The 22,693-nt window shown below is 74.1% G+C and carries 17 protein-coding genes; 11 read left to right on the top strand and 6 right to left on the bottom strand.

The genetic code is table 11. The annotated features are described in order from the left end of the window. Positions 1–35: 35 nt before the first annotated feature. The gene (locus PATMI_RS0105365; RefSeq protein ID WP_026910132.1) at positions 36–1,157 is read right to left on the bottom strand and encodes a VldE C-terminal domain-containing protein; all 1,122 of its coding nucleotides are present in this window, start codon (positions 1,155–1,157) and stop codon (positions 36–38) included. Positions 1,158–1,397: 240 nt separating this feature from the next. Between PATMI_RS0105365 and PATMI_RS0105360 the strand changes: the two genes are divergently transcribed. The 3 genes from PATMI_RS0105360 (at position 1,398) to PATMI_RS33945 (ending at position 3,789) form a co-directional block, all read left to right on the top strand. Continuing rightward, complete coding sequence (locus PATMI_RS0105360) at positions 1,398–2,087, top strand: HAD hydrolase-like protein (protein ID WP_026910131.1); 690 nt, start codon at positions 1,398–1,400, stop codon at positions 2,085–2,087. A 121-nt stretch (positions 2,088–2,208) separates the two neighbouring features. Further along, a complete protein-coding gene (locus PATMI_RS0105355; protein ID WP_026910130.1) occupies positions 2,209–3,081 on the top strand; it encodes an MBL fold metallo-hydrolase in 873 nt (290 codons plus the stop codon). A gap of 129 nt (positions 3,082–3,210) precedes the next feature. Then, entirely contained in the window at positions 3,211–3,789 is a 579-nt protein-coding gene (locus PATMI_RS33945; protein WP_051471086.1) for a hypothetical protein, read from the top strand. A gap of 21 nt (positions 3,790–3,810) precedes the next feature. On the opposite strand, the gene PATMI_RS0105345 is transcribed toward PATMI_RS33945, so the two are convergent. Beyond that, positions 3,811–4,554, bottom strand: coding sequence for an ABC transporter permease (locus PATMI_RS0105345; RefSeq protein WP_342673044.1), 744 nt, complete (start codon positions 4,552–4,554; stop codon positions 3,811–3,813). Positions 4,555–4,604: 50 nt separating this feature from the next. After that, on the bottom strand, positions 4,605–5,618 hold the full coding sequence (locus PATMI_RS0105340; RefSeq protein WP_211241699.1) for an ABC transporter ATP-binding protein: 1,014 nt from the start codon (positions 5,616–5,618) through the stop codon (positions 4,605–4,607). Positions 5,619–5,736: 118 nt separating this feature from the next. Here PATMI_RS0105340 and PATMI_RS0105335 point away from each other — a divergent pair, with 118 nt between their 5' ends. Genes PATMI_RS0105335 through PATMI_RS27605 form a run of 3 tightly spaced genes read left to right on the top strand, consistent with a single transcriptional unit; the run spans position 5,737 to position 9,754 of the window. Beyond that, entirely contained in the window at positions 5,737–6,342 is a 606-nt protein-coding gene (locus PATMI_RS0105335; protein ID WP_026910128.1) for a putative glycolipid-binding domain-containing protein, read from the top strand. A gap of 31 nt (positions 6,343–6,373) precedes the next feature. Further along, positions 6,374–6,793 (top strand): VOC family protein, encoded by a 420-nt coding sequence (locus PATMI_RS27615; protein WP_051471085.1) that lies wholly within the window; start codon positions 6,374–6,376, stop codon positions 6,791–6,793. A gap of 54 nt (positions 6,794–6,847) precedes the next feature. Further along, positions 6,848–9,754: a DEAD/DEAH box helicase gene (locus PATMI_RS27605; protein ID WP_245604096.1), complete on the top strand. Its 2,907-nt coding sequence runs from the start codon at positions 6,848–6,850 to the stop codon at positions 9,752–9,754. A gap of 3 nt (positions 9,755–9,757) precedes the next feature. Here PATMI_RS27605 and PATMI_RS33940 read toward each other — a convergent pair whose 3' ends face one another. Then, positions 9,758–10,588, bottom strand: a complete 831-nt coding sequence (locus PATMI_RS33940; RefSeq protein WP_026910127.1) for a HugZ family pyridoxamine 5'-phosphate oxidase — start codon at positions 10,586–10,588, stop codon at positions 9,758–9,760. 54 nt (positions 10,589–10,642) lie between these two features. Between PATMI_RS33940 and PATMI_RS0105315 the strand changes: the two genes are divergently transcribed. Both PATMI_RS0105315 and PATMI_RS0105310 read left to right on the top strand, forming a co-directional pair. Then, positions 10,643–11,149, top strand: coding sequence for a DUF4395 domain-containing protein (locus tag PATMI_RS0105315; RefSeq protein ID WP_157260625.1), 507 nt, complete (start codon positions 10,643–10,645; stop codon positions 11,147–11,149). 112 nt (positions 11,150–11,261) lie between these two features. Beyond that, positions 11,262–12,875: a hypothetical protein gene (locus PATMI_RS0105310; protein ID WP_157260624.1), complete on the top strand. Its 1,614-nt coding sequence runs from the start codon at positions 11,262–11,264 to the stop codon at positions 12,873–12,875. Between the two features lie 46 nt (positions 12,876–12,921). Here PATMI_RS0105310 and PATMI_RS0105305 read toward each other — a convergent pair whose 3' ends face one another. Next, positions 12,922–14,715, bottom strand: a complete 1,794-nt coding sequence (locus tag PATMI_RS0105305; protein WP_026910124.1) for a hypothetical protein — start codon at positions 14,713–14,715, stop codon at positions 12,922–12,924. A gap of 199 nt (positions 14,716–14,914) precedes the next feature. After that, positions 14,915–16,639 carry a purine-cytosine permease family protein gene (locus PATMI_RS27600; RefSeq protein WP_211241698.1) on the bottom strand — a complete coding sequence of 575 codons (1,725 nt, stop codon included), beginning with the start codon at positions 16,637–16,639 and terminating at the stop codon, positions 14,915–14,917. A 255-nt stretch (positions 16,640–16,894) separates the two neighbouring features. On the opposite strand from PATMI_RS27600, the gene PATMI_RS0105295 reads away from it, so the two are divergent. From PATMI_RS0105295 to PATMI_RS33935, 3 genes are read left to right on the top strand one after another with little or no spacing between them, the layout of a single operon-like run. After that, on the top strand, positions 16,895–19,273 hold the full coding sequence (locus PATMI_RS0105295) for a winged helix-turn-helix domain-containing protein (protein WP_026910123.1): 2,379 nt from the start codon (positions 16,895–16,897) through the stop codon (positions 19,271–19,273). After that, complete coding sequence (locus PATMI_RS0105290; RefSeq protein WP_026910122.1) at positions 19,270–19,653, top strand: response regulator; 384 nt, start codon at positions 19,270–19,272, stop codon at positions 19,651–19,653. The genes PATMI_RS0105295 and PATMI_RS0105290 overlap by 4 nt, the downstream gene beginning before the upstream one ends. A gap of 1 nt (position 19,654) precedes the next feature. Beyond that, positions 19,655–22,642 carry a hybrid sensor histidine kinase/response regulator gene (locus tag PATMI_RS33935; RefSeq protein WP_051471084.1) on the top strand — a complete coding sequence of 996 codons (2,988 nt, stop codon included), beginning with the start codon at positions 19,655–19,657 and terminating at the stop codon, positions 22,640–22,642. Positions 22,643–22,693: the final 51 nt, after the last annotated feature.

The raw sequence follows: 22,693 nt of genomic DNA, 5'->3' as shown, positions 1-22,693 counted from the left end.
CGCCCCTCGCCGGGCGGGTCGCGCGCTCCCGGGCGCTAGAACACGCTCAGGTGGACGTGGTCCCGGTGCTGCAGCGTGTTCCGCTGGCTCTCGGTCTTGGCGTTCTTCAGGCCGTCGTTCGTGTACGGCCGCCAACCGCCCTTGTCCGCGGTCCAGATGCGGTCCATGAAGATGACCTGGGCGATGTTGAGCGCGGGAGCGTTGTGCGCCGCCCAGTTGGCCATCTTCCAGCTCGAAGCCAGCGTCGCGCCCGTCTGCCGCTTGCCGGACTTCGCGCCCTTCGCGTAGGAGTCGAGTCCGCGCCCGCAGTAGTGGAACGAGTTGGAGACGTGACCGGATCGCTTGCCGTTCGACGCGCCGCCGCCAACCGACGCGAAGTTGAACGGCGCCGCCTTGATCGTCGCGATGATCGCCTGGGACCGGGGGGTGAACCCGTTGCGCACGGACTCCGGCGCCAGGCCGGCCGGGATCGCGCTGAGCCCGCAGGTGATCGAGCTCCACTTCTTCTTCGCTGGCTTCCACGTGGGGGCGTTCACGGGACCGCGCGACCACGCGGCGGGGAGCCCGGCCGCCGGCGGGGTCGGGGTCGGCGTCGGGTCGGGGGCGGGCTCCGGGGGCGTCGTCCCGTCGGCGGCGATGCAGCTGCCGGTCGGCGCGGGGTAGAGCCCGCTGTTCCACAACGACGCACCGGCGACGGGCTGCGCCTGCAGCGTGCCGTCGTCCAGCAGGGCCAGTCGGGCGACGCCCTTGCCCGCGACGTTGAACGCGCACGCCACGGCGCCGTTGACGCCCGGCTGCGGCTTCGCGCCGTAGATCACGACGTTCCCGTCGTTCCCGACCCGGACGTAGTTGCCGCGGACGGCGGTGCGGTTGGAGCCCGCGGACCATCGAGCGTTCCATCCTCCGGTCACCTGACCGTAGATCGCGAAGTTGCCGTCGCCCTGCATCTTCGCGCGGTAGCGACCGTTGAGGGACTGGAGGCAGCTGTCGTTCGGCAGCTCCGCCCCCTTCTGGATGTAGTTCGAGATCGGGCTCGAAGCCGGGTTGCTGCAGTTGATGGTCTTGAACTGCGCGGCGTCGGCCGACGGCGCGAGGACGGCGACGGCGCCGGCGGCCGCCAGCGCGATCGGCAGTGAGCGGGTGCGAGGAGATGCCATGGGGAATCCTGGTTGCGGGACGCCGCGGAAGTACGGCGTAGACGAGGAACTACCCGCACCGCGCCCGGCGCACCCCTCGACCGCGCGGATCGCGGGACGGTGGATGCTCCGGGAACGTCACGGAACCCGGCGCGCGTGCTCGTCCGGCGCGGTCCGGTGCAGGTCGCCGGGGGGGACGGGACGGACGGTCAGGCAGGTGGCCCCGGCGTGTACGTCGTCCACAATGCTTTAATCGCGGGGATGCCTCTTCCCAAGCAGATCGATTTCGTCACGATGGACGTGTACGGCACGTTGATCGACTGGGAGGCCGGGATCCTCGAGGCCTTCACGAAGGAGGCCGGCAAGGACGGCTTCACGTTCGAGAAGGACCGCCTGCTGAACCTGTTCCACGAGAAGCACCGCGAGATCGCGGCCGGCTCGTACGAGCTCTACGCCGAGGTCCTGCGCCGCACCGCCCGAGAGGTCGCTGCCGAGCTCGGCTGGGACGATCTGCGCCAGGAGCCCGCCCGCGCGAACTTCCTGCCGGACTCCGTCGAGCGCTGGCGCCCGTTCCGCGAGACCATGCCGCAGCTGCGCAAGCTCGGCAAGGAGTTCAAGACCGGCCTGGTCTCGAACATCGACGACAAGCTCCTCGGCCTCACCCGCCGCCACATCCGCCACGACTTCGACCTCGTCGTGACCGCGCAGCAGGTGCGCTCCTACAAGCCGGACACCGCGCACTTCACGGAGATCTCGCGCCGCTACGGCTCGAAGAAGAACTGGGTCCACATCGCGTCGGGCTACTACGCCGACATCGCGCCGTGCATCAAGGCGAAGGTCCCCGTCGTGTGGATCAACCGCCACGGCGAGGAGCTCGAGCCGAAGGCCAAGGGCCCGACAGTCGAGGTCAAGACCCTGCTCGACGCGGTCCGCGAGCTCGGTCTGAAGTGACCGGAGCCGGTCGGCGGTCCGCGGCGACGTCGCGCCCGCCGGCCCGGTGCTCCCCGGCGGACCGGGCTGCGCGAACCCGCGCGGAACCGCCCGCCGGATCACGATTGGGATCCTCTGAACGATGCGTGCCCTCGCCGTCCATCCCGACGTCCTCGTCGTCGTCTCCCGCGTCTGGCAGACGACGGCCGCGATCGTCCGCGCACCGGCCGGCCCCGACGCGCCGCCGGCAGGCGGAGATCCGCTCGGCGGTGCCGCGCAGGCCGCGCCGCGCGAGGCGTTCCTCGTCGACTCGCCGGTCTACCCCGACGAGCTCGAGCTGACCGCGCAGGTCGCGGGCCAGGCGGGCTTCGGCGTCGCCGGGCTCCTGGCCACGCACGGCGACTGGGACCACCTGCTCGGGCGCCTCGCGTTCCCGGACGCCGCACTGGGCGTCGCGGAGACCACGGCGGCGCGGCTGTCCGGTCACTCGGGCGAGGCGGTCCGCGCGCTGCGGGAGTTCGACGCCGAGCACTACGTGCAGCGCGGCCAGAACGGCACGCCGCCCGGGCTGAAGCTCGGCGAGCTGCAGGCGCTGCCGGTCCCGGGGAAGATCGGGCTCGCCGGTCCCGACGACGGCTCCGGATCCGCCCCGCCGGAGCACGACCTCGAGCTCCATCCCGCGCCGGGCCACGTCGCAGACGGCATGGCGATCTGGGTGCCGTGGGCGCGGACGCTGATCTGCGGCGACTACCTCTCGCCCGTCGAGATCCCCACCTGGCACGACCACGACGGCTCGCGCTCGCAGTACCGGGCCACCCTCGACGTCCTGAAGCCGCTGGTCGACCAGGCCGACTGGGTGATCCCCGGCCACGGCGGCCCGATCGACGGCGACCGCGCACTCGCGATCTGGCGCGAGGACGTCGCGTACGTCGACCGGTACGCCCTGCCGATCGCGCGCAGCGGCCCCCGGCAGAAGCAGCTCGACGCCGCGAACCGGACCGCGTCGGGGGGCTGAAGGGCGGGCGGCGGGCGCCACTGAGCGCGGACGGGTTCATCGCCGGGGATCCCATCGCCGCTCGACCCGCGATGGCCTTCACAGCCCCGTCCCGGCGAGCCGCGCGCGCCGTCCGGGTACCGTCGGTCCATGACCGGCCCGGCCGCGGAGACGGCCACGCACCCGAACGTCGCGTCCCGGATCCGGGGGTACGCGGCGCACCTGCACGAGCAGAACGAGCGGTACGGGCGCCTGATCCCGCGCTGGGTCGTCCGGCTGTTCGCGGTCTGCGCCGTGCTCCTGATCCCGTGGAGCGTCTTCCTCGTACTCTCGCTTCCCGAGCACGCCACTGCCCACGCCTGGAACCTCGCATGGGCCGGCTTCGACGTCGGGATGGCCGTGGTCCTCGGCTGCACCGCGGTGGCGGTGGCGGTGCGGTCGGTGTGGGCGGGTCCGCTCGCGGCCGCCTGCGGGACGATGTTGCTCGTCGACGCCTGGTTCGACGTCACGACGGCGTCGGCCGGCGCCGAGCAGGTCGAGGCGATCGCCATGGCGGTGCTCCTGGAGGTCCCGCTGGCCGTGCTCCTGCTCGCGACGGCCCGCCACATCGGGCTCGTGGTCGGCCAGGCACGCCGCTACCTGGAGGCCGCCGACGTCCACCTCGTCGCGGGACGGCTGGTCGGGCCGGACGGGACGCCGGTCGGGGTCCGCGAGGATCGCGCCGGCTGACCGCGGGCCGCTCGCCGCCCGTCAGTCGATCGCGCGGCGCCGGAAGCCCAGGAGCCCGACGGTGCCGAACACCGCGATGCTGCCGACGATGCCCAGCGGGATCGCCCACGTCGCCATGTGCTCGCCGGTGCCGATCGCGGCGCGGGCGCCCTCGCTGACGTAGGTCAGGGGGTTCAGGAGCGTGACGACCTGGAACCAGCGGAGGCTGTCGAGGGACTCCCACGGGTAGAACGTCGCGCCGGTGAAGAGCAGCGGGGTGAGGATCACCGCGAAGGCGATGTTGATCTTGTTCGCCGGCACGATCGTGCCCATCACGAGGCCGACGCAGCCACCGGCGATCGCACCACCCAGGATCACGCCGATCAGCGCCGGCCAGTTCGCGCCGCCGAGCTGCAGGCCGTCCGGGAGCACCAGTGCGGCGATCGGCAGGAGGACGAAGGCGGAGAAGATGCCGCGCAGCGCGGCGTGGACGATCTTCTCGACCCCGACCGCCCACGCGGGCAGCGGCGCGAGCAGGCGGTCCTCGATCTCCTTCGTGAACGAGAACTCGATGACGAGGGGCAGCGCGACGTTCTGCAGCGACACCGTGATCGCCGTCAGCGCCATGACGCCGGGCAGCAGCAGGTTGCCGTACGAGCCCTGCGCCTGACCGATCTCCGGCAGGACGCGCCCGAAGATGAAGAGGAAGAAGATCGGCTGCAGCAGCGCCTGGGCGAGGAAGCCGCCGGGCTCGCGGCGGACCGTCACCCACAGGTCGCGGCTCAGGATCGCGAGGAAGGCGCGGCGGCGGGTGCCGGGCGCGGCGCCGGGAGTGCTTATCGGAGCTCCCTTCCGGTGAGGTGGACGAAGACGTCCTCGAGCGAGCCCTCGAGCTGCCGGAGCTCGACGAGCTCGAGTCCGGCGCGCTTCAGCCGGTCGACGAGGTCGCCGGCGTCGACGGCGCCGTAGGCCCGCACGGTGGTGCGGCCCTCGGCCTCGGCCACGACGTCCGCGCGCTCGACGCCGGGGGTCGACCGGACGGCCTCGAGGGGGTCGCCCGTCCCGGTCCCGGCGTCCCCGGCGGCGACGACCACGACCTCGACTCCCTGCTCCGACGGGAGCAGCTTCCGCAGGCCCCTGGGCGTGTCGAGCGCGATCACCTCGCCGTGGTCGACGATCGCGATGCGGTCGCAGAGCTGGTCGGCCTCGGCCATGTCGTGCGTCGTCAGGATCAGCGTCGTCCCGCGGGACTGCAGGTCGCGCATCGTGTCCCACAGGAACAGCCGGGACTGCGGGTCCAGGCCGGTCGTGGGCTCGTCGAGGATCAGGATCTGGGGGCGGTGGATCAGGGCGCGGGCGATGATCAGCCGCTGCGCCATGCCGCCGGAGTACTGGTCGACGCGGTCGTCCTCGCGGCCCGCGAGGCCGACCTGCTCGAGCAGCTCGAGCGCCCGCTCCCGCCGCGCCTTCCGCGAGAAGCCGAAGTAGGCGGCGTGGAAGGTGAGGTTCTCGAGCGCGCTGAGCGACCGGTCGAGGTTCGGGCGCTGCGGCACGATCGCCAGGCGCAGCTTCACCGCGACCTGGTCCTGCGTGACGTCGAGGCCGTCGACGAGGACCCGGCCGCCCGTGGGCCGCACCCGGGTCGTGATGACGCCGATGGTCGTCGTCTTGCCCGCGCCGTTCGGCCCGAGCAGGCCGAAGATCTCGCCCTGGGCGACGGAGAAGTCGATGCCCTTGACGGCCTCGGGACCGTCCGAGCCGTAGCGCTTGCGCAGGCCCTCGACGACGATCGCGCCGGCGGTCGTCGGGGGCGGCGGGCCGAAGGAGCCGGTGGGGGACGCGGTGCTCACCGCCACAGCGTAGGCGGCACGGGTCGACGGGCGGCGATGCGCCACGTCCGGGTCGGCGCGGCGACGGGTTCGGTTCCGTGCCCGCGGGCCGGACGTCCCGCCCGGGTACGCTCGGCCCATGGCCGCGCGCACGATCGTCTGGGAGGGGACCGACGCCTGGCGCGCCGAGGTCGCCGTCGTCGACCTGGGCGTCGACCGGGTGCGGGCGACCGGCACCCAGATCGGTGTGGAGCCCGTGCCGTACCGGCTGGAGTACGAGCTGGAGACGTCCGCGGGGTGGGAGACCCACCGGCTGACCGCGCGGTCCTCCGGGGCCGGTTGGTCGCGCGAGCTCGACCTCCGCCACGACGGCGCGGGGCGGTGGCGGTGCACGACGAAGGAGTCGGGGTCGGCCCCCGGGCTGCCGGAGCCCGGCGGCGACCTCGACGACGTGCGCGGCGCGATCGACTGCGACCTGGCGTGCTCGCCCCTGACGAACCTCATGCCCGTCTGCCGGCACGCCCTGCACCTCCACGAGGGCGAGCACGACATGCTGATGGCGTGGGTCGACGTGCCGTCGCTCGCGGTCACCGCGTCGGCGCAGCGCTACACGCACCTCGGGCGCGGCGAGGAGGGTTCGACGGTCCGGTACACCGGGGAGGACGGGTTCGTCGCGGACCTCGCGCTGGACCCCGACGGGCTGGTGCGGACGTACCCGGGGCTCGCGGCGCGGGTCGCCGGCTGAGCGACGGGCGGTCGCGGCTAGTCTCACCGCCGTGGAAGTCCTCGCCAGCCGCCTCCTGCTGCACCCGCGCGACCACGCGGTGTCGCGACGCTTCTACGAGGACACCGTGGGCCTGGGGGTCTTCCGCGAGTTCGGCACGCCGGAGCACCCCGGGATCGTCTTCTTCGTCGGCTCCGGGCTCCTCGAGCTCTCGGGTCACGGCACCGACGTCCCGAGCCCGGCGACCCGGCTGCTCCTGCAGGTGCGCGACCTCGACCGCGAGTTCGGCCGGCTCCGGGACGCCGGCGTGCCCGTGCTCCATAAGCCCGAGCGCAAGCCGTGGGGGCTGCTCGAGGCGACGGTCGCCGACCCCGACGGGCTGCAGGTCGTCCTCGTGCAGATCCCCGAGGACCACCCGCAGCGCCTGAGCACCGGGATGCCGCTGACGGGCGATCGTCCCACCGGCGACTGAAGGCCAGGGCCCGCCCCACCCGGAGCGAACGCACGTTCGTCATCATGGGTGGCGATGGCAGCCCGCCCCCGCGACCCGTGGTGGCCGACCCTCGAGGCCGGCCGCGAGGACGACCGCCTCGTCCGCGAGGCGTACGAGGCCGCGCGCCCGGCGCGCACCGCGCCGGTCCCGGGCGAGCTGCACCCGCGGCTGCAGGACGCGCTCGCGCACCGCGGGATCTCCGAGCTCTACGCCCACCAGGCGCAGGCCGTGGCGCTGCCCCGCACGCAGCCGTTCGTCGTCACGACCGGGACGGCCTCGGGCAAGTCGCTCGCGTTCCAGCTCCCCGCGATCGACGCCCTGCTCCGCGAGCCCCGCGCCCGCGCGCTGTTCCTCTACCCGACCAAGGCGCTGGCGCAGGACCAGGCGCGGTCGCTCGCGTCGTTCGGCCTGCCGCGCGAGCTGCGCGTCGCGATCTACGACGGCGACACGCCGCGCGAGGCCCGCAAGGACGTCCGGACCCGCGCGAACGTCGTCCTGACGAACCCGGACATGCTCCACGTCGGGATCCTGCCGCGGCCCGACCTGTGGGGCGAGTTCCTCGCGCGGCTGCGCGTGGTGGTCGTCGACGAGGCCCACGTCTACCGCGGGGTCTTCGGGTCGCACGTGGCGAACGTCCTGCGGCGCCTGCGGCGGCTGACGGAGCGGCACGAGGACGCGCGGCTCAGGCCGGCAGGACCCGCGGCGGACCGCGCGGCGCGGGCCATGGCGGCGCGGGACCCGGCCGCGGCGCGCCGTGCGGCCGCGCGACGCGACGCTGGTGCGGGCGACGATGCTCCTCCCTCCCCGACGGTCACCGGCCCGCGCTTCATGCTCGCGTCGGCGACGATCGCCAACCCCGTCGAGCACGTCGAGGCGCTGACCGGGCTCGAGGACGTCGCGCTGATCGACGAGGACGGCGCCCCGGGGACCGCCCGCCAGATCGCGATGTGGAACCCGCCGCTCTTCGACGAGGACGACGACCAGCACGCGGTCGCCGCCCGGGTGCGGGGCGAGCCCGCGAGCGGCACACGGGACGATCGGGGTGGGACGCCGGAGCCGGCCGACGCCGGACCCGCCGACCTCGACCACGACGGCCCGCTGGCGATCGTCCACCCCGGGGGCGACGGCGCCGAGTCGGAGGACGAGTCCGACGTGGACGTCGACGCGTACTCGCAGGCGCTCTGGGACGCGGTCGGGGGCGACGGCGACGGCACGCCCGTCGACGGTCCGGACGGCTCCGACCTCGAGTCGCCCGGCAGCAACCCCGACGTCGAGCTCCTCGATGCGTCCGAGCTGATCGCCGGACGGGTGCGCCGGTCGGCGCTGACCGAGGCCGGGGAGATGCTCGCCGATCTTGCGGAGTCCGGCACCCGGACGATCTGCTTCATCCGCTCGCGCAAGGGCGTCGAGGTCGTCGCGGAGATCGCGAAGGACCAGCTCGAGGAGCGCGGGCGGATGGACCTCGCCCGCGCCGTCGTCCCCTACCGCGCCGGGTACACGACCGGCCAGCGCCACGAGCTCGAGCGGAAGCTCGTGGACGGTGAGGTCCGGGTCGTCGTGACGACGACCGCGCTGGAGCTCGGGATCGACATCGGGGAGCTCGACGCGTGCGTCGTCGTCACGTTCCCGGGGACGGTCGCGTCGCTCAGGCAGATGTGGGGGCGCGCCGGCCGCCGCGGGCGGGGCCTCGCGGTCTACGTCGCGGGCGAGGACGCGCTGGACCAGTACTTCTGCCGCCATCCCGACGAGTTCCTGGACCGCCCGGTCGAGTCCGCGATCCTCCGGCATGAGAACGAGTCGATCCACCTGCCGCACCTGCTCTGCGCGGCGTACGAGGCGCCGCTCGACGAGCGCGACGCCCCGGCGCTGGGGCCCCGGTGGCGGACGCATGCGGAGGAGCTCGTCCGGCGCGGCGACCTGCGCGAGCGCGGCGGCGTGTTCCGGCCGGTCGACGGCAACGGGTTCCCCGCCGGCGACGTCGGCCTGCGCTCGGCGAGCACCCACCGGGTCGTGATCGTCGACGGCACCACCGGCGAGGAGATCGGGCACGTCGAGCAGGACAAGGCCCCGTCGACGGTCCACGAGGGCGCGGTCTACCTGCACCAGGGCCGGCAGTACGAGGTCCAGGGGCTCGACCTCGAGTCGGGCTACGCGGTCGTCGAGCCGTTCGCCGGGAACTGGTGGACGGAGCCCAAGCGCGAGGTCGAGGTCCTCTTCGACCGGCTGCTCGACCGCCGCGAGGTGCAGACGCTCGGCGGACCGATGCGGATCTCGTACGGCAGCGTGACGGTGACCGACACGGTGCTCGGCTACCAGCGGCGCCGCAGGAAGACCGGCGAGGTGATCGACCTGCGCACGATCGACCTGCCGTCGGTCTCGTTCACGACGGAGGCCGTCTGGTACGAGCCGGGGCACCTGATCCACGGCGGGGTGGAGGTCGCGGCGGCGATGCGCGAGCTCTACGCCGACGGCGACCTCGCGGCCGAGGTCGCCGCGCGCGTGGCGGCCGGGGACGTCACCGTCCTCCCGTCCGTCCCCGGCGGCGGGGCCGCGGCCGCGCCGATCGGCCTGGAGCCGTTCCCCACCGAGCACGTCCTCGGCGCCCTGCACGCGGCCGAGCACGCCCAGATCGCGGTGCTGCCGCTCCGGGCGATGTGCGACCGCTGGGACGTCGGCGGCCTGTCGACGAACATCCATCCGCAGACGAACGGGCCGACGATCATCGTCTACGAGGGCCACGTCGGCGGCGTCGGGATCGCGAAGCAGGCGTTCCGCGAGTTCGAGGCGTGGGCGGCCGACGCCGAGCGGCTGCTGCAGGAATGTCCGTGCGAGTCGGGCTGCCCCTCGTGCGTGCAGTCGCCGAAGTGCGGCAACCTCAACGAGCCGCTGCACAAGGCCGCGGCGCTCGAGCTGCTCGGGCGGCTGCGGCCGCGGGGCTGAGCCTCAGCCCTGCGCGGCGCGCGCCTGCTTCACGAGCGCGACCGACGCCGCGCGCAGGCCGCCCGGCTCGTCGATCGACGCGGGCCACCCCACGCGGGGCCAGGCCGTCCCCCGGGGTGTCTCGACGGCGAGGTCCATGCCGTGGCGGTCGGCGCGCACGGCCTGCACCGCGACGGCGTCCGGGAAGCCCGCCAGCGCGCGCCCGATCTCGAGCAGCGAGTCCGCGTGGTCGGCGTTCAGGTGCTCGACCGCGCCGGCGGCGTGCGGAGCGACCGGATCGGGCCGCGCGGCCGCATAGTCCTCCGCGGTCGCGGAGTCCATGCGGCCGTAGCCCCCGACCCAGCGCACGCGCTCGACGCGCAGGACGAAGAAGAGGAAGTCGTCGAAGTCGGCGTAGAGCTCGGCCGACGGCATCGCGCGCAGGTGGGCGGCGCGCGCGGCGGCGAGGGCGTCCCCGGTCGGGCGCTCCACGCGGCCGGCGAGCGTGACGCGGCCGCGGTCCAGCGGGTTCTCGTCGTTCGGCGGCTCGGCCGCGACGAGGCTCGCGCGCGGGTCGCCCTCGAGGTTGCGGGTGTGCTCGGCCATGCGGGAGACGAGGAAGACCGGGGACCCGTCGTCGAGCGCGCCGTACGTGACGACCGAGCCCCACGGGTCGCCGTCGGCGGTCAGCGAGGCCAGGACGCCCTGCGGGGTGCCGGCCACCAGGGTGCGAGCCTCCTCGGCGGGCGTCGACCGCCGGGCCGGGGCCAGGACCGGGGCGATCGGGTCCGGGATGCGCGATCCCGACGACGGGGTGCCGTGCTCGGTCGGGGTGCTCGTGTCGTTCGCGCTCACGCGGACATCATCGCGCCTCGGGGGCCCCGATCGCGACGGCGTATAGTCCGCAACGTGGGTCAGATTTTCAGCTTTCCCAACCCGATCAACGAGAAGGCCGCGCGCTCGGTGGCGTTCGTCGTCATGCTCGCCGCGATCCTGGCGCTGGCGACCGGCTGGCAGTGGCTCCTGATCCCGATCGCCTACGGGTTCATCGCCCGCGCAGCCGCGGGCCCCACGTTCAGCCCGCTCGGCCGGCTGGCGATGGACGTCATCGCCCCACGGCTCGGCGAGAAGGTCCCGACGCCCGGCCCGCCCAAGCGCTTCGCGCAGGCGATCGGCGCCGTCGTCACCACGGCGGCCGCGATCGGCGGCCTCGCCCTGGGCTGGACGGCGTTCGCGAACGTCTGCCTCGGCCTGATGGTCGTCTTCGCCGGGCTCGAGTCGCTCCTCGGCCTGTGCGTCGGCTGCAAGATGTTCGCGATCCTCATGCGCCTGGGCGTCATCCCGCCCGAGACGTGCGAGGCCTGCAACAACATCTGGGCCCGCCCGGGCGCGACGCCGCCCGGCGCCTCGGCGTAGCGTCGCGAGAACCCGCGGGGTTCCGGTTCGACCGCAACCCCGTGGTGAGCCGCGTGTCTGCAGGGGTACGGACACGCCGTCCCGTCGCGCGTCCCCGACCTCCAGGAACCCCTTGCGTCCCCCAGCTCGCCGCCACGCCGGCATCGTCGTCCTCGCCTCCGCCCTCGCGCCGTTGGCGGGCGCTCCCGCCGCGCACGCCGAGCGGGCCGTCCCCGCGGGCGGCGCCGTTCGCGCGCAGCCCGCCGGGGTCTCGCCCGACGGCACCGCCGTCCTCTTCGGCGACGGCCGCACCCGCGAGACGCTCTCCACCGCGACGCTCGGCCCCACCGGGACCGTCGGACCGCTCCGGCGACTCGGCAGCGGGGACGGCGTCGATCCCGTCCTCGCGTCCGGAGCGGACGGCGCGCAGGCGATCGTCACCGGCATCGGCGATCAGCCTTCGCTGGCGGTCCGTCCGCCCGGGGGCGCGTTCGGCGCGCCCGTCGCGGCCCCCGACCTGGGCAGCGTCGCCCCGGCCGGTGCCGACTACCTGGGCGGCAGCGCGTCGACCTTCGGCGTCGTCGCGTCGAAGCCGGCCGAGGTGGTGCGCCTGCGCGCCGACGGCACGACCGTCTCCCGGACGGCCCTGCCCGGCGGTCCGGTCCCGTCGGACGAGTCCAGCCCGGTGCGGGTCGGGGCCGACGCCGCCGGTCGCGGCGTCGTCGCCTGGTCGACCGGGAGCGGTGCGGCCCGTCGCACGTCGCTGACGACGATCGCGGCGGACGGCACGCTCGGACCCGTCCAGGTCCTCCCCGGACGCGCGGGCATGGCCAACGCCGACGACGGCGTGCGCGTCGCGGTCGCCCCCGACGGGAACGGCGTGGTCGCGTGGCGCAACGGCTCGAGCACGGCTGTCGCGCCGGTCACGACCACCGCCGGGGTCGACCTCTCCGCCGCGACGTCGGCCCCGCTGCGCGGCGACACCATCGTGCAGCCCGACGGCTCCGCCCTCGTGGCGACGGTGCACGGTGACGGTCGCGGGCACAGCCTCCTGAACGTCGCGTCCCGTGCGCCCGGCAAGCCGTTCACTGCCGTCGCTCGCGTCTCCGGGACCGACGGCCGCGCGATCTCCACGGCGCTCACCGGTGGTCGGTGGGTCGCGACGCAGGCCGACAACCCGCGGATGCCGCAGCTGCAGACCGCGACCGTGGTGCACGGCGTCGTCGGCGGAGCCCCCTCGCGTCCCGTGGCGCTCCCCGTCGCGTCGGCATCGGACGTCGAGCTCGCCGCGGCGACTCCCGGAGAGACCCCGCTCGCGCTCGTGACCCGGAAGCAGAACGTGCTGACGGCGCGGTCGGACGGCGCGGACGCCGGCACCACCCTCGCGTACCGCGTCGCGGGCGGCGCACCGCGGAGCGCACGGGCGTCGGTCCGCGTCCCCCGGACGCTGCGGCTCGACCACCGGGGACGGATCCGGCTGAGGCTCCGGTGCGCCGACGCGTGCTCCTACCGCGTCGTGGCCGACCCGATCGCGCTGAAGGGCCTCAGCGACGGGCTGATCGACGCCGCCCGGACCGCGACCCGCGTGACCCACCGGATCGTCGTGCCCTACGTCGGGGGGTCCCGGGACTCGGACGCGCCCCCGCAGCGGCTGCGGTCGGCGAAGCGCACCCGCCTGACCGTCGCGATCGTCGACGCCCGGGGCGGGCAGACGATCGTCCGTCGGCGGGTGACGCTCCGGCCCTGAGGCCGCTGGGCGGGCCGGGCGCCGGCCCGCCCCGCTGCGGGCCGCGCTAGTCCTGCGGCTTCGCCGTCACCGTCCTCGTCACCTCCGCGTCCTTGTCGAGCAGCACGATCGGCAGCGGCCTGCCGGCACGCGGGGAGGTCCCGTACTCGAAGCCGGCTTTCTCCTCCTTCTTGCCGTCGAGGCTCAGCTGCTTCTGCCAGGAGGACGTCCGGCCCTTCGCGTCGGCCTTGACGAGCTGGAGGATGAACTCCGGCTTCAGGCCCTGGAGGCCGGTGCTGCCGGTGCTGTCGAGGATCACGGCCTGGTTCTCGCGGTCGATGAGGAACGAGACGGTCGAGCCGCTCTTCACCCCGACAGCGGCCGCCGCGAAGTTCAGGGACGCGTCGTCCTCGACGAGCCCGGCGTAGAACTCGGGGCTCTGGGGGATCTCCGACTTCGAGTTCGTCTGGTAGGTGATGCCGTAGCCGCCCGGCAGCGCCATCTCGTCCTGCTGGCCCGGCGCGATCTCGACCGCGTCGATGTCGATCACGAGGCCCGAGCCGACGAGGTTGATGTTCGCCTTCGTCGGCTTCTTCAGCGACGAGCCGTCGACCGTGATCGAGTAGTTCTTGCCCTGCGGCAGCCGGAACTTCGGCTCCGGCGCGGTGTCCCAGTTCTTGACGGCGTAGGACTTCACGACCGTGACGTCGGGGATCTCCTGGAGGAACTTCCCGTTCACGATGCCGGTGCGCCGCCCGTCGTCGTCGGTGAACACGAGGTGCGGGTGGTTGCCCGCGTCACCGCGCAGCGTCAGCTCCGTGAAGCGCTCGTCCTTCGGCAGGACGGAGCCCTTGTCGCCCGAGGCCTCCTCGCTCTCGCCCGACGCGGAGCAGAACGGGCACGGGGACTGGTCCTCGCCCGGCAGCGTCGGGTCGAGCTCGAGCGTTCCGGTCTTCGCGTCGCCCTCGTAGACCTCGCCGAGGTTGTCCGGGTTCGTGCCGCCGACGTAGCTCCAGCTGTCCTCGTTCGCGTCCACCTCGACCGCGCGCGTGACCCCCGGGAAGTTGTTGTCGTAGACGAGGATCGCGTACTGCCCGTCGCCCTTGTCCTCGATCGCGAACGGCGTGATCGCGTGCCCGCCGGTGAAGTCGCTCTTGTAGATGCCGAGCGTGTAGAGCTCGTCGCCGCTGTTCAACGCCTTCTCGAGCCGCTGCAGGACCTGGGTGGGCGTGCCCTTGACGCGGGCGTCGAGGATCGGCGGCAGCGACTGGTAGGTGAAGTGCTCGGCGATCGACGACTGCAGCGCGTTGTTGCCGACGACGTCGAGGTTCACCGGGGTCTTGTCGCCGAACTCCTCCGGGTCGATTTTCTTGCCGAACATCCGCAGGGCCAGGACGGAGAAGCCCTCGCAGTGTCCGCCCGCCATCGCCTCGTTCTGGTTCTCCATCCAGGTCTTCGCGGCCGGCGTGAGCTGGCAGTCGTCCTCCGACCCCGGGAGGCAGACGATGTCGCCGAACAGCGTCTGGACGTTCGCGGGCTCGAGGTTGTCGGGCTGGACGTCGTTGCCGTAGTTCTCGAACGAGAAGCCGTCCGTCTCGGGGCGGAAGCCGCTGTCGGCGACGATCTCGCCGGTCGGCTCGTACGCACCCTCGTCGCCACCGTCGGCCGCGCTGGTCCCGGACTTCACCAGGCTCTTCTTCGCGGTGAAGCCGTCGGTGGCACCGATCTGCGGCTTGCCCTTGCCGCCGGCGACGGGCTTCGGTAGCCCGTCCGAGCCGCCGCCGCAGCCGGCGAGGACGAGGGCGGTCGCGGTGGTCGCGAGCGCGAGGCGACCGCGGGTGCCGAAGCGTGGGTGCTGCATGGGTTCGTCCTCAGGGCGGGCCGTGGTCGGCCGGTGGGCTGATCGTCCCGGGGAAGAACGCGGCCGCAGACTACCCGAGCGATGGTTCGCCGGAGCGGTCAGCGGTCCGGGACGCGGACGGACGGACGATCCAGTGCCGGCGAGTCGTGCCGAGCGCTGCGGCCGCCACCGAGGAGGGGCGGTGGCGGCCGGTGCGCTCCTACTTCGCCATCGGCAGCGCGAGCCCCGTCATCGGCTCCTCGTTGCCGACGATGCCGGGGACCCCGACCTTGCACATGTCGGCGCAGGACTTCTCGAGGGTGCAGCAGAGGCTGCAGATCGTGCCGGCGTGGAACGGGCAGCTCGCGGTGTCGGGCAGCTCGTAGGCCTGGTCGCAGACCGAGCACACGGCGGTGTCGGTGGAGCGCTCGGCGGGGTCGATCTCGGGCGTGCGGGCGATGTACCACTTGCCCTTCGTGAGGACCGAGAGGACCGGCGACAGGATCATGGCGATGACGATCGCCAGGAACGGCGACCAGGCGTCGAGGGTCTCGCCGAAGGCCCCGAAGTAGGCGACGATCGAGATCACGGACGCCACGGTCATCGCGCCGAAGCCGACCGGGTTGAACTTGTAGAGGTGGGCCCGCTTGAACTCGACGAACGACGGGCTCGTCTTCAGGAGCGGCTTGTTGATCACGAGATCGGCCACGACGGCGCCGATCCAGGCGATCGCGATGTTCGAGTAGAAGGCGAGCAGGTCGTTCAGGAAGCTGAACATGTTCGCCTCCATCAGGACCAGCGCGATGCCGACGTTGAAGAAGACGAACCAGATGCGGCCCGGGTACCACTTGAACGCGGAGGAGAAGAAGTTCGTCCACCGCAGCGAGCCGGAGTAGGCGTTCGTGACGTTGATCTTCACCTGCGACAGCACGACGAAGAAGACGGCGATGCCGAGCGCCAGGCCGTAGGGCATGAACTGGTCGAAGCCGGCGAGGAACTGCTCGACGGGCTGGCCGGCGAGGTCGACGCCCTTGTCGAGGTTGCTGATGATGAAGAAGGCGAGGAACGCGCCGCCGAGCTGCTTGATCGCGCCGAGGATCACCCAGCCCGGGCCGGCGGCGACGACCGCGGCCCACCACTTGACGGTGTTCTTCTCGGTCTTCTCCGGCATGAAGCGGAGGTAGTCGACCTGCTCGCCGATCTGGGCGATCAGGGACAGTGCGATGCCGGCGCCGGCGCCGACGGAGACGAAGTTCAGGGCGGTCGAGGTGCCGCCGTCGCCCGCGAAGGACGTCCACGCGTTGTACGCGCCCGGGTCCTGGATCGCGATGACGATGAACGGCAGGAACATGCCGATGAGCCAGAGCGGCTGCGTCCACATCTGCAGCTTCGACAGGAGCGTCATCCCGAAGACGACGAGCGGCGGGATCATCAGCGCCGAGACCCCGTAGCCGAGCCAGAGGGGGATCCCGAGCCCGGCCTGCAGGCCCTGGGCCATGATCGACCCCTCGAGCGCGAAGAAGATGAAGGTGAAGCTCGCGTAGATCAGCGACGTGATCGTCGCCCCGTAGTAGCCGAAGCCGGCGCCGCGGGTGATGAGGTCCATGTCGATCGAGTACTTCGCCGAGTAGTAGGCGATCGGGAACGACGTGAGGAAGATGACCGTCGCGGCCAGGAGGATCGCGACGAGGGCGTTGTTGAAGCCGAAGGTGATGGCGAGCGACGCGCCGATCGCGAAGTCGGCCAGGTAGGCGATGCCGCCGAGCGAGGTGTTCGCGACCTGGAACTCGGTCCACTTCCGGTAGGTCGTCGGGGCGTAGCGCAGCGAGTAGTCCTCGAGCATCTCGCTCGTGGCCTTCGCGGCCTTCGCGTCGCGACCGGGGTCGGTGGGCGGGGTCTCGAGGTCTGGCGGGTCGGCCTGCAGGGGCACGGTGCGGGGGTTCATGAGGATCCTCGGGGTTCGGGGTGGGGTCGTCGCGGGCCCCGCCCGCCGACGGGCGGGGCCGTGGCGACGCGTGCCGGCCGGGGCCGGCGGAGGGATGGTCCGGCGCGCCGGAGCGACGGGCCGGGCGTTCCGGGGAACGAGGAGGACGGTGCGGGCGGGAGGGGTGAGCCCGCATCGCCCCGCACCGGGATCACCCCGGGTGGTTCGGGACACCGACCTTGTGGTGACCCTCCGGCTCAGGGACCATGGGCCGCGGTGTCCACGGCCTCCCAGACCGGGAGCGGCCCGCCCCCGCCGGTCCTGCGCGGTGCGGTCTTCCCCCAGACCAAGTTCCACCGTCCCGAGGTCCGCTCGGAGCACGTCGAGCGCGGCGCGCTGCTCGACGCCATCGACCGCAGCGGCGCACGCGTCGTCGTCGTCGACGCGCCCGCGGGGTTCGGCAAGAGCACGCTGCTGTCCCAGTGGGCCGACCGCGCGGTCGAGGGCGACCCGTCCGACCCCGGCCCGCACCGCGTCGCGTGGGTGTCGCTCGACCCCGACGACGCCGGCGTGCGGCTCTGGTCGGCGATCCTCGCCGCGCTCCGGCCGCTCGTGGGCGACGCGCTGGACCAGGCGATGGAGGCCGCGGAGTCCCCGGACGCCGACCTCCGCGACGACGTCCTCGTGCCCGTCCTCGACGTCCTGGAGTCCGCCGGACCGCTCGCGCTGATCCTCGACGACCTCCACCTCGTCCTCGACGACCGGCGCGCCCGCGACAGCCTCGACTGGGTGCTCGGTCGGCTGCCGAGCACGCACGCCGTCCTGATCGCCACCCGCCGCGACCCGGCGCTCGAGTCGCTGCGGCGGATGCGGATCCACGGCGAGCTCCTCGACGTCCGCACCGAGGACCTCCGCTTCGGCACCGACGAGGCCGGCCGGTTCCTCCGCGACGGGCTCGGGCTCGAGCTCGGCCCGGACGACGTCGCGATCCTCGACGGCCGCATCGAGGGCTGGCCCGCCGCGCTCTACCTCGCGGCGCTCCGGCTCCGGATGGGCGACTCGGTCGCGAACGTGATGGAGCGCCTGCACGAGCGCGACGAGGAGCTCTTCGGCGACCTGGCCGACGAGGTCCTGCGCGCCTGGCCGCCGGCGGAGCGCCGGTTCGTCCGCGAGACCGCGGTCCTGAACCGCTTCACGGTCGACCTCTGCGTGCGCCTGCTCGGCGACGACGAGGAGACCCGGGGCGCCTTCCGGACGCTGACCCGGACCTCGCTGCTCCTGACCCCGCTCGACGGCACCCGGACGTGGTTCCGCAGCCACCACCTGATGCGCGACGTGCTGCGCAGCCGCCTGCTCACCGAGGACCCGGCCCGGGCGCGCGAGCTCCACGTGCGGGCCGGCGAGTGGTTCGAGACGGAGGGCGGCGAGAGCGAGCTCTACGAGGCGATGCACCACTACCTCGAGGCCCGCGAGTGGGACCTCGCCGCCGAGCTCCTGACCTGCCACTCGATCCGCTTCGTGCAGTCCGGCGCCCTCGGGGGCCGCGCACGCGACTGGATGGTGAAGTTCCCGCCGGACGTCGTGCGCACCGATCCGCGGCTCTGCTTCGTGGCGGCGCTCCTGGCCGCGCTGGACGGCGACCGCGACGGCCGCGACGCGTGGCTCGACGACGGCGGCCGCGGCGGCTGGGTCGGCCCGATGCCCGACGGCACGGCGTCCTTCGACCTCGCCGCGGAATGGGCCGCCGCCCTCGTCTGCTTCGACGACCTGGGCGCCGCGTCGGCCGCCGCGGAGCGGGCGCTCGAGGCCCTTCCCCCCGGTGCGCCGGTGCGCTCGGCGGTCGAGGCCCTCGCCGCCTGGCACGCCCACGTGGCCGGCCGCGGCGCCGAGGCCGTCGCCCTCGCGGAGCGCGCGCGCCGGGCGCACGTCCAGCTCCCCGCGGCAGGCCTGCCGCTCGTCGACTACCTGCCGCAGGCCGTGCTCGCCCTGGAGGCCGCGGGGCGCGGCGACCTCGGCGAGGCCGAGGCCCAGGCGGCGTCGGCGGTGCTCGGTCGCGACGACGGGCCGCTGCGCCGCGCGCCCCACGCACTGCCGGTCGCCTGCGCCCAGGCCCGTGCGGCGACGCTCGCCGGCCGGCCTGCGGACGCCGTCGCCGTCTGCACCGCGGCGCTCGAGCTCGTGCGCGGGTGGCGCGACTCCTCGCTGATGGTCCCCGCCGTGCTCCTGGAGCTCGCCCGCGCCCACGCGGCGGACGGCGATCCCGACTCCGCCCGGAGCGCCGCCGAGCGCGGGCTCCGCCGCATCGCGGACGCCCGCGACGCCGGCGCCCTGCCGCGCGAGCTCGAACGCGTGCTGGCCCAGGTCGGCGGCACGCCCGGCCAAGGGCTGGCGGGCGTCCCGGGGGTCGAGGAGCTCAGCGCCCGCGAGGTCGGGGTGCTCCGCGCGCTCGCCGGGTCCGGCAGCCTCCGCGAGCTCGCCGACAGCCTCTACATCAGTCGCAACACGATCAAGACCCACACCCGGTCGCTGTACGCCAAGCTCGGCGTCGCGTCGCGGGAGGAGGCCGTGCAGCGCGGCCGGGCCCTCGGACTCCTCGGTGGGTCCTCCGGGAACGGTCGCGACCACCAGCAGGATCCCGGGAGGGACCGCCCATGAGACTCGCGGAACGCACCGTGCTCGTCGTCGAGGACCACGAGTTCCAGCGCAGGACGATCCGGCAGATCCTGTCGAACCTCGGCGTCGGCTCCGTGCTGGAGGCCGAGGACGGCGAGGCCGCGCTGCAGCGGCTCGACGAGCTCCACGTCGGCGACGTCCTCGTCTGCGACCTCGACATGCCCGGGATGGACGGCGTCGAGCTGCTGCGGCTCGTCGCGCTGCGCGCCGACGGCCCGTCGATCGTGATCGCCAGCGGCCTGTCCGCCGAGGTGCTGTCGCAGGCCGAGGACCGGGCGCGCGCGGACGGGCTGACCGTGCTCGGGGCGGTGCGCAAGCCGCTGACGGCGCGCCGCCTGCTGGGCGTCCTGCAGCCGACCTGAGATGGGGGGCGGCGCCGCGACCCCCCACCGCGGCGGGTCGTCCCCTGCGCCCGAGCCCCCGCGACGCTCGCCGTCGCTGCGGCAGGCCCTCGGCGCGCTCCTGGCGGTCGTCCTCGTGCTGGCGGTCCTCCTGTTCGGGGTCACCGTCGTGCAGCTGTCGACCGCCACGGACCGCAGCGACGCGGAGCGTGGCCGCGTGACGTCGTTCCGGCTCGCCGACCAGGTGCGCCAGAGCAGCAACGACCTCACGCGCATGGTCCGGCTGGCCGTCACCACGGGCGACCCCGTCTACCGCACGTACTACGACCGCATCCTGCAGATCCGTCGCGGCACCGCGCCGCGGCCGGTCGACTACGACAGCTCGTTCTGGGACCGCGTCCTCGCCGACGGCTACGGCGGCGTCCGCACGGGCCCGGCGGTGTCGCTGCCGGAGCTGATGCGCCGGGCGCGGTTCTCGCCCACCGACTTCGAGGCGCTCGACGAGGCGCTGCGGGTCTCCGACCGGCTCGCGGTCGTCGAGGTCCGCAGCATGGACGCCGCGGAGCGCCTCGCCGCGGACGGCACCGGCGACGGCTACCTGCGGCGCGTCGGCCCGGAGTACCGACGCCTCGTCGACGGGGCGTACCACGCCGAGAAGCGCCGGATCATGGCCGCGATCGAGCGCTTCTCCGCCCTCGTCGACCGGCGGACGTCCCGACGGGTCGACGTGCTTCAGCGGCGGACGGACCGGCTGCTCGTCGCGCAGTCGGTGTTCCTCGGGGCGCTCGGCCTGGTGCTCGCCCTGCTCCTGACGGTCGCGACCCGGTCGGTCGTGCGGCCGCTGGAGCGCCTCGCGGCGGTGACGCGCCGGATCCGCGGCGGCGACTGGAGCGCGCGGGCCCCCGAGGGCGGCGTGCGGGAGCTCCGGCAGCTCGCCGGCGACTTCGACGAGATGACCGCGGCGGTGCAGCGCGAGCTCCACGGCCGCCAGCGGGTGGAGCGGGAGGCGATCGAGGCGCGCCGCCGGCTGCAGACGATCGCGGACCGCGTCCCCGGGTCCGTCTTCCACTTCCACGTCGACCGCGACGCCGCGCTCTCCGTCCGCTTCGCCAGCCGCGACGCCAGCGTCCACGGCATCGCCGGCGACGACGGCGTCGACTTCCCCGCGGTCTCGCGCGCCGTGCTCGCCGAGGACCGGGGTGCGTGGCTCGACTCGCTGCTGCGGGCCCGCACCCGCGACGGGACGTGGGAGCACGAGTACCGGATCCGCGCCCCCGACGGGCGGACCGCCTGGATGCACGGCCACGCCCTCGTCCGCACCTCGGGCGACGGGTCGGCGGACCTCTACGGGTACGTCGCGGACATCTCCGAGCAGAAGGCGCTCGAGGCCGACCTCCTCCGGGCGCGCGAGGCCGCGGAGGGCGCCGACCGGGCGAAGTCGGCGTTCCTGGCGATGATGAGCCACGAGCTGCGCACGCCCCTGGTGGCGGTCACCGGCACGCTGGAGGTCCTGGCGCTCGGCGAGCTCGAGACCCGCCAGCGGGAGCGCGTGGAGGTCGCCTCCCGCTCCGCGCACGCGCTGCTGGCGGTGATCGGCGACGTGCTGGACTTCTCGAAGATCGAGTCCGGCCACCTGGAGCTCGACCCCGCCCCCACGTCGCTGCCGCGGCTCGTCCGCGAGCTCGTCGCCCAGCACGAGCACACCGCCCGCCGCAAGGGCCTGGAGCTCCGGGCGCAGATCGACGACGACGTCGCCCCCGCGCACGTGGTCGACGCCGTCCGGCTGCGCCAGGTGCTCGGCAACCTCGTCGGCAACGCCCTGAAGTTCACGACCGACGGCGGGGTCCGCGTCGCGCTGCGGGGCGGAACGGTCGCGGCCGACGGCACGCAGGCCGTCGAGCTGCGCGTGCGGGACACCGGCATCGGGATCGCGCCGGAGGACCAGGAGCGCCTGTTCTCCCCGTTCACGCAGGCGAGCACCGACACCGCGCGGCGCAGCGACGGCACCGGCCTCGGGCTCGTGATCTCGCTGCAGCTCGTCGACGCGATGGGCGGCACGCTGACCATGGAGAGCACGCTCGGGGAGGGCACGACGATGCGCGTCGCGCTCGGGCTGCCGACCGCGGAGGAGTCCGCGCTCCTCGTCGTGGGCCCGGCCGACGCGCAGGACCTCGTGCTCCGCCCGCGCCCGACGCGGGAGGCCGCGATCGCGGAGGGGAGCCTCGTGCTGCTCGTCGAGGACCACCCCGTCAACCGCGCGGTGCTCGCGGCGCAGGTGGAGGCCGCGGGCGCGGTGGTCGACGTGGCCGCCGACGCCGACGAGGCGCAGGCGCGGTTCGCGGAGGAGCGCTACGGGCTCGTCTTCACGGACATCCAGCTGCCCGGCACCGACGGCTACGCCCTGGCGACGCGCCTGCGCGCGTACGAGGCCGCGCACGACCTCCCCCGCACGCCGATCCTGGCGCTGACCGCCAGCGCCGTCCGCGGCGAGGAGTCCCGCTGCCGCGAGGCCGGCATGGACGGCCTGGTCACGAAGCCGACGACGATCGCGGTCCTCGCGACGACGCTGCGCCTCCGGCTGCCGCACGTCGACTGGGAGGCCGGTGCGGTCGGGCCGGGCACCGTCGGGGCGGCGACGGCGGACAGGGACGGCGCGGGAGCGCCCACCGGGGCCGGCGACCGGCCCCAGGGCCTCCCCGCGATCGACCGGTCCGCGCTCGACGAGCTCACCGGCGGGGATCCCGAGCTGGGCGCCGACATCCTCGCGACGTACCGCGGGTCGCTCCCCGACGACCTGGACGCGCTGGTCGCCGCGCGCACCGCGGCCGACGAGGAGGCTGCGCGGACGGTCGCCCACCGGATGGGCAGCGCCGCGCGCATGGTCGGCGCGACGGCGGTCGCGGTGGCGGCCGAGTCGGTCGAGGCGGCGGTCCTCGACGGGCTGACGGAGTGGGCGGAGCGGATCGACGCGGTGGCCCGCGCCGCCGGGGAGCTGCGGCGGTCGGGGTGACCTCGCAGCCCGCGGTCGTGCGGGCGGTCGCGTGCAGGATTCCCGGAACCT

It is taken from the genome of Patulibacter minatonensis DSM 18081 (genome assembly GCF_000519325.1).
In the GTDB taxonomy this organism is placed as follows: Bacteria; Actinomycetota; Thermoleophilia; order Solirubrobacterales; family Solirubrobacteraceae; genus Patulibacter; species Patulibacter minatonensis.
The sequence above is the reverse complement of the archived record's forward strand: the minus strand, read 5'-3'. Positions and strand labels throughout refer to the sequence as shown.

What these genes read in the sequence shown, in the direction of transcription:
- PATMI_RS0105290 (WP_026910122.1), top strand. Translation starts at nt 19,270, where the DNA reads ATGAGACTCGCGGAACGCACCGTGCTCGTCGTCGAGGACCACGAGTTC.
- PATMI_RS27605 (WP_245604096.1), top strand. Translation starts at nt 6,848, where the DNA reads ATGGCAGCCCGCCCCCGCGACCCGTGGTGGCCGACCCTCGAGGCCGGC.
- PATMI_RS33935 (WP_051471084.1), top strand. Translation starts at nt 19,655, where the DNA reads ATGGGGGGCGGCGCCGCGACCCCCCACCGCGGCGGGTCGTCCCCTGCG.
- PATMI_RS0105365 (WP_026910132.1), bottom strand. Translation starts at nt 1,157, where the DNA reads ATGGCATCTCCTCGCACCCGCTCACTGCCGATCGCGCTGGCGGCCGCC.
- PATMI_RS33945 (WP_051471086.1), top strand. Translation starts at nt 3,211, where the DNA reads ATGACCGGCCCGGCCGCGGAGACGGCCACGCACCCGAACGTCGCGTCC.
- PATMI_RS0105355 (WP_026910130.1), top strand. Translation starts at nt 2,209, where the DNA reads ATGCGTGCCCTCGCCGTCCATCCCGACGTCCTCGTCGTCGTCTCCCGC.
- PATMI_RS0105305 (WP_026910124.1), bottom strand. Translation starts at nt 14,715, where the DNA reads ATGCAGCACCCACGCTTCGGCACCCGCGGTCGCCTCGCGCTCGCGACC.
- PATMI_RS0105335 (WP_026910128.1), top strand. Translation starts at nt 5,737, where the DNA reads ATGGCCGCGCGCACGATCGTCTGGGAGGGGACCGACGCCTGGCGCGCC.
- PATMI_RS27600 (WP_211241698.1), bottom strand. Translation starts at nt 16,639, where the DNA reads ATGAACCCCCGCACCGTGCCCCTGCAGGCCGACCCGCCAGACCTCGAG.
- PATMI_RS0105360 (WP_026910131.1), top strand. Translation starts at nt 1,398, where the DNA reads ATGCCTCTTCCCAAGCAGATCGATTTCGTCACGATGGACGTGTACGGC.